A 3,779-nucleotide genomic window follows, 5' to 3' on the forward strand; every position below is an offset into this window, starting at 1 on the left:
CGCCGCGCTCAAGACCCACGCCGACGGCGGCTTCAACCCCGACGCCATGTTCGTGGTGGAGGCCGGGGCCCTGGGCCGCGACTCGGCCCTGAGGAAGGCCGCCGAAGCGTCCAAGGCGGCGGTCAGCATCGCCTGTTACGAGGACGAGGTGGGCGACGTGGCCCGCATGGTGCGCGAGGCCCTGGCCAAGGACCGGGTGGGCCTTACGTCCGACGCCCTGGCCCAGTTCACCGCCCGCCTGCCCCGCGAACGGGGCCTGATGCGGCAGGAGATCGAGCGCCTGGCCCTGTTCATCGGCCCGGGCAGCGACCGGACGGTCGGCCCCGACGAGCTGGAGCAGCATCTGGGGGTCGAGCCGGACGCGTCCCTGTTCGAGGCCGCGCTACAGGCCTTCGGCGGACGGGCGGCGCAGGCCCAGGCCAACGTGCGCCGGGCCTTTGCGGAGGGCGAAAGCCCCGTGGCGGCCGTGCGCGCGGTCAGCGGCCACCTGAACCGTCTGAGGAAGATCCGCGCCTTCACTGACAACGGCGCCGGGCCCAAGGAGGCGACCAAGGCCGCGGGCGTGTTCTGGAAACAGGAGGCCGAGGTGCTGCGCCAGATGCGCTCCTGGCGGCACGAGGACTTGTCACAAGTGCTTGATAATGCGCTGGAATGTGAGAAGGCCTGCAAGACGGCGGGCTCCCCCGACGCCCTGCTGGCCGAGCGGCTGCTGCTCGAGGTCGCGGGCCGCGCCCGGCGTCTGGGGCTCTAGGGACCGGGCCTCGTGCGGCAACCCATTGGGCGGCGAAAATGCGGAAAATCCTCCCCCATCGGGGGAGGTGGCGCGGGCGCGATCAGCGCCCGTGACGGAGAGGGCTGAAGCCGGGCTGTGCGGGTGTGGGTGGCTGGATCGATGATGGCGCACGGCGGTCGGTCAGGCAGCCCTCCGGCCAGCCCCCTCCACCATGCTTCGCATGGTCCCCCTCCCCCGATGGGGGAGGAATAGGTCAGCCCCGGGTCAGGCGGCGGCAGAGGTCGTCCAGTTGCTCAAGGGCGCCGTAGCGGATGACCAGCTCGCCCTTGCCGCCCTTGTCGCGGACCTCGACCTTGAGGCCCAGGGCGTCGCCCAGATCCTGCTCCAGGGCCACGGTGTCGGCCGAGCGGTCGAGGGCGGGCTTCGCCTTCGCCGGTTTCGGACCCTCGGCCGCCTGACGGACAAGGGCCTCGGTCTGGCGGACGGACAGGCCGCTCTTGATGATGGTGTCAGCGAGGCCTTCCGCATCCGGCGCGGTGATCAGGGCGCGGGCGTGGCCGGCGGACAGGCGTCCGGCCAGCACATGGTCCAGCACGGGGTCCGGCAAGGCCAGCAGGCGCAGGGTGTTGGCCACATGGCTGCGGCTCTTGCCCACCACCCCGGCCACCACATCCTGGGTGCGGTTGAAGCGCTCCATCAGGGTGCGGTAGGCGCGCGCCTCCTCCACCGGGTTCAGGTCCTCGCGCTGGACGTTCTCGACGATGGCGATTTCCAGCACCTGGGCGTTGTCCAGCTCGCGCACCAGCACGGGAATGGTCTTGAGGCCCGCTTTCTGGGAGGCGCGCCAGCGGCGCTCGCCGGCGATGATCTGCCAGCCGTCGCCGCCGGGCGCCGGGCGCACCAGCAGGGGCTGGAGCACGCCCTTGTCGCGGATGGAGGCGGACAGCTCGGCGATCTCATCGTCCGAGAAATGGGTGCGGGGCTGATCCGGATTGGGGTGCAGTTGCTCGATGGGGATGTCGCGCACGCCCACCCGCGCCTCGATATCGGCGGCCACGGCCTCGGCGGTGTCCCCGATCAGGGCCGACAGACCCCGACCCAATCCTCTTTGACGTTCAGCCACTTGTTTGATTCCGTTACACTAATCAGGCCGCGATGGCCTGGCGGCGGGACTTCTCGCGCGCCACCAGCTCGCGCGCCAGACGCAGATACGCCTGGCTGCCCGCACACTTCAGGTCATAGATCAGGGCCGGCTTGCCGAAGGACGGCGCCTCGGACACCCGGACGTTGCGGGGGATCACGGCGTCATAGACCTTGTCGCCGAAGTGGGCCCGCACATCGGCCTCCACCTGGGACGACAGGCTGTTGCGCCGATCGTACATGGTCAGCACCAGTCCCTGAATTTCCAGAGCCGGATTAAGGCTTTGGCGGACCATCTCAACGGTCTTCATCAGCTGGGTCAGGCCTTCCAGAGCGAAGAACTCGCACTGCAGCGGCACCAGCACCGCGTCCGCAGCGCTCATGGCGTTGAGGGTCAGCAGGTTCAGGGACGGCGGGCAGTCGATGAGCACATAGTCATACCGGGTATGGCCGCCCTTCCCGTCGTCTTGGCCCTGCGCCCGCAGGGCGTCGCGCAGGCGATAGGCGCGGCGGTCGGCCTGGCTCAGCTCGATCTCGACGCCGGACATGTCCGCATCGGCCGGAACGATGGCCAGACCCGGCACGGCGGTCTTCACCGCCGCATCGTCGATGGAGCGGCCGTCCACCACCACGTCATAGATGGTGACGGTGCGGGATTCGCGGCCCACGCCCAGACCGGTGGAGGCGTTGCCTTGGGGATCCATGTCCACGATCAGGCAACGCTGGCCGATGGCGGCCAGGGCGGTGCCCAGATTGATGGCCGTGGTGGTCTTGCCCACCCCGCCCTTCTGGTTGGAGACCGCGAGGACGCGGGTCTGGTGACGATCAGCGGGCACGGCGCAATCCCCGGACGTGAACAACATGGCCCCGGCCGTCGGTGAGACGCGACGGATGGAGCTGAGCCTTGAAATGCCAGGATAAGCGCGCCGACTTCAACTCGTCGGGGGCCTTTTCTCCCTTGAGGAACAGACCTTGTGCACCGCGATCCATATAGGGCTGTGCATAACCGAGCAGCTTGTCCATGGGGGCGACGGCGCGGGCGGTGACCACATCGACGGTGATCGCCTGCTCCTCGGCCCGGCCATTGATGACGGTGGCGGGCAGATCCAGTTCGGTCTTCACCTGTTCCAGAAAGCGGCAGCGCTTGCCGAGGCTGTCGATCAGATGGACGTGGGCGCCCGGACGGCCTTTCAGGAAGACGGCCAGAACGACTCCGGGCAGGCCCGCCCCCGCCCCCAGATCGGCCCAGGTCAGGGCCTCGGGGGCGTGTTCGAAGAGTTGCCAGCTATCCAGCACGTGGCGGGCCCAGTAGTCGGGCAGGGTGGAGGGTCCTACCAGATTCATGACCTGATTGGCCTCGGTCAGCAGGCCGCAAAACCGCTCCAGATCGGACATCTGGGTTTTGGTGGCGCCGCTGAGGGCCTGAAACTGCGCGGCGGTCAGGCTCACGCCGCTGCGGTCCGACGATGTTTCACGTGAAACAGGAGGGCCGTCAGGGCGCCGGGAGTCATACCCTCGATGCGTCCGGCCTGACCGAGGGTCCGCGGGCGAATGCGCTCCAGCTTCTCGCGCACCTCGTTGGAGAGGCCCCCGACCGTGGCGTAGTCGAGCCCATCGGGCAGGATCAGGGCCTCTTCCCGCTGCAGGGACTCGGCCTCGACCCGCTGGCGGTCGATATAGCCAGCGTAGCCCGCGTCGATGACCACCTGTTCGCGCACGATCTCGGGCCAGCCGGCCATGGCGGGGACGACGGAGGCGAAATTGTCCAGGGTCACGCCCGGGTAGGCCAGCAGGTCACGGATGGATCGGCGCTGACCGTCCGCATTGACCGCCACGCCCAGAGCTTTCGCTTCATTGGGGGTGAAGATGGTGGTGCGAACCACCTCATCAGCAGCCTTCAATTGCC

Annotated in this window: 4 protein-coding genes and 1 pseudogene; 1 reads left to right on the forward strand and 4 read right to left on the reverse strand. The window is 68.7% G+C overall.

The window, feature by feature from the left end; genetic code table 11:
• Positions 1–751: DNA polymerase III subunit delta (holA, locus tag C0461_RS13765; protein WP_292107803.1), on the forward strand; the 751-nt coding region annotated here is incomplete at its 5' end.
• A 235-nt stretch (positions 752–986) separates the two neighbouring features.
• Here the strand turns inward: holA and C0461_RS13770 are convergent.
• The 4 genes and pseudogenes from C0461_RS13770 to C0461_RS13785 form a co-directional block, all read right to left on the reverse strand.
• Positions 987–1,856, reverse strand: coding sequence for a ParB/RepB/Spo0J family partition protein (locus C0461_RS13770; RefSeq protein WP_292107804.1), 870 nt, complete (start codon positions 1,854–1,856; stop codon positions 987–989).
• 22 nt (positions 1,857–1,878) lie between these two features.
• Positions 1,879–2,736 (reverse strand): ParA family protein, encoded by an 858-nt coding sequence (locus C0461_RS13775; protein WP_292107805.1) that lies wholly within the window; start codon positions 2,734–2,736, stop codon positions 1,879–1,881.
• Complete coding sequence (gene rsmG, locus C0461_RS13780) at positions 2,699–3,268, reverse strand: 16S rRNA (guanine(527)-N(7))-methyltransferase RsmG (RefSeq protein WP_292107806.1); 570 nt, start codon at positions 3,266–3,268, stop codon at positions 2,699–2,701. Before rsmG ends, C0461_RS13775 begins: the two co-directional genes overlap by 38 nt.
• Positions 3,269–3,318: 50 nt before the next feature.
• A pseudogene (locus C0461_RS13785) lies at positions 3,319–3,779 on the reverse strand (tRNA uridine-5-carboxymethylaminomethyl(34) synthesis enzyme MnmG); the annotation flags it as partial.

Source organism: Brevundimonas sp., from assembly GCF_013823285.1.
Taxonomy (GTDB): domain Bacteria; phylum Pseudomonadota; class Alphaproteobacteria; order Caulobacterales; family Caulobacteraceae; genus Brevundimonas.